Raw genomic sequence first — 2,088 nt, 5'->3', positions numbered from 1 at the left:
CCGACCGCGTCCGGTCACTTCTTGGTGTCGCCGTTGAACAGTTCGCCCACCTTGTCGCCGACCGCGCGCACGCCCTCGCTGAACTTGCCGCCGGTCAGCTCGTCCATCTTGGTCGCCGCGACGTCCGCGCCCTTGTTGATCGCCTCGCCCGCCTGCTCCAGGTAGGGCGCCGCCTTCTCGCGCAGCGGCTCCGCCTTCTCCGCCAGGTCGTTGACCACCTCAGTGGCCTTGTCCCGCAGCGGGGCGGCCTTTTCCGCCAGGTCGTTGGCCATGTCCTTGGCCTTGTCGAAGAAGCTCACATCGGCCCCCGTCTCCTGCTCGCTGACTGCCTCTGCCGTTCATGATGGACGATGTCCGGGTGAGCCAGCCACGTGAAGACCCCGAACCCACCCGCCGCCCCGACCCGAAGCGCCTGGGCGAGGTCTTCGGCGACGTCCTGCCCGACACCACCACCGACGAGCGCGACCCGGAGCCCCGCCCCGACAGCGGCGACCGCTGGTACGAGGAGAACCGCCCGCCCCACCACGAGGACCGCTAGCCCCGCCCGGTCCGCGAGGACCACCAGCACCGCCTGGCCCGCGAGGACCGGCTGGCTGCCGTGAGGTCCGCCAGCAACGCCCGCGCCATCACGAGGTCCGCGAGCATCGGCGAGCCCTCGCCAGGACCGCCAGCGTCGGCTGGCCGCCGCGGGGGACGGCCAGCACCGCCCGGCTCATCGCGAGGTCCTCAAGCACCACCCACGCCGTCGCAAGGTCCGTGAGCACCTGCCGGCCATCGCGAGGACCGGCAGCGTCGGCCGGCCGCCGTGAGGACGGCCAGCACCGTCTGCGCCTTTACGAGCTCCGCGAACACCTGCTCGCCCCCTCGCTAGGACCGCTGGCACCGGCCGGCCGTCGCGAGGAACACCATCGCCGTCTGCCTCACCACGAGGACCGCCACCATCGGCCGCCCCGTCACCACCATCGCTAGCACCGGCCGGCCCCGAGCGGCGCGCGTCCCCCAGCGCACCACCGAGGACCGGCGGCGCCGGCTCTCAGCGCTGGCTCTGCTGGGAACGCAGCAGGTCGCGGATCTCGGTCAGCAGCTCGATGTCGGTCGGCGCGGCCGGCTTCTCGTCCTCCTGCTTCTTGAAGCGGTTGGTGATGCGCTGCACCGGAATCACGACCAGGAAGTACACGACCGCGGCCACGATGATGAAGTTGATCAGCGCGGTGATGAACAGGCCGTAGTCGAAGGTCACGCCGACGACGGTGAACGTGCCACCGATCTTGCCGCCGGTGATGGCCTTGACCAGCGGGTTGATGAAGGCACTGCCCAGCGCCGTGACCAGCGCGGTGAACGCGGTGCCGATGACCACCGCTACCGCGAGGTCGACGATGTTGCCGCGGAACAGGAAGTCCCGGAAACCCTTCAGCATGACGACTCCTCCGAGGGACGAACGATCAGCGCAGAGTAACGGTGACCGATTGCGTCAATGACGCCGCCGCCACCTTCGCCGCGACCGGTCGGGGCAGGGCCACGACCACGAGGCGGCCCTTCGCCGACACACCCTCGCTCGGTCGGACCACAACTACAACGGCGTCGTTCGCCAGCACCCCCGGATCACCCACCACGTCCACCCGGCTGCCGGGCCGCAGCAGGTCGGCCACGGCCGCGTCGGTCAGCCGCACCGGCACCGCGACGGCATCCCGGTTCCCGGTGGCCAGCAGCGTGTTCTCCGGCCCGACCAGCCGTACGTCAGTGATCGTCTCGCCGGCCCTGGCCGCGCCGGCCAGCACCCGCCCGACGGCCGCCGCGTCGTCGCCGATGGCCCCTGCCGGCACGTAGGCCGCCGGCAGGCTGCGTATTCGCAGGTCGTCGCGGGTCAGCGTGGCGCCCGACGACACGTCCCGGGCTGCGACCAGCACCGGGACGGTGTTCTCACGGCCGTGCAGCAGCGTCGTCGCGGCCAGCACGACGGCCAGCACGGCCAGCAGAACCGCCGCGGTGCGGCGGAACAGGATGGTGCGCGCCCAGTTGGAGGTGGTCAGCAGGCGGCGGAGTCTTGTGCGGTTGACGCCATGCGATCCACGCTAGGGGGCCGTGAAC

Annotated in this window: 4 protein-coding genes; 1 reads left to right on the top strand and 3 read right to left on the bottom strand. The window is 71.3% G+C overall.

Annotation, left to right across the window (positions count from 1 at the left end; genetic code table 11):
• Window positions 1-14 precede the first annotated feature (14 nt).
• Window positions 15-299: an Rv0909 family putative TA system antitoxin gene (locus KUTG_RS22810; RefSeq protein WP_043719401.1), complete on the bottom strand. Its 285-nt coding sequence runs from the start codon at window positions 297-299 to the stop codon at window positions 15-17.
• Between the two features lie 59 nt (window positions 300-358).
• Between KUTG_RS22810 and KUTG_RS22805 the strand changes: the two genes are divergently transcribed.
• Complete coding sequence (locus KUTG_RS22805; RefSeq protein ID WP_052396649.1) at window positions 359-538, top strand: hypothetical protein; 180 nt, start codon at window positions 359-361, stop codon at window positions 536-538.
• 495 nt (window positions 539-1,033) lie between these two features.
• On the opposite strand, the gene mscL is transcribed toward KUTG_RS22805, so the two are convergent.
• Complete coding sequence (gene mscL / locus KUTG_RS22800; protein WP_043719397.1) at window positions 1,034-1,417, bottom strand: large conductance mechanosensitive channel protein MscL; 384 nt, start codon at window positions 1,415-1,417, stop codon at window positions 1,034-1,036.
• A gap of 25 nt (window positions 1,418-1,442) precedes the next feature.
• Window positions 1,443-2,000: a Flp pilus assembly protein CpaB gene (cpaB, locus tag KUTG_RS22795; RefSeq protein ID WP_369794650.1), complete on the bottom strand. Its 558-nt coding sequence runs from the start codon at window positions 1,998-2,000 to the stop codon at window positions 1,443-1,445.
• Window positions 2,001-2,088 lie beyond the last annotated feature (88 nt).

The organism is Kutzneria sp. 744 (genome assembly GCF_000568255.1).
Lineage (GTDB): Bacteria > Actinomycetota > Actinomycetes > Mycobacteriales > Pseudonocardiaceae > Kutzneria.
This window is presented reverse-complemented; position numbering and strand designations above follow the sequence as displayed.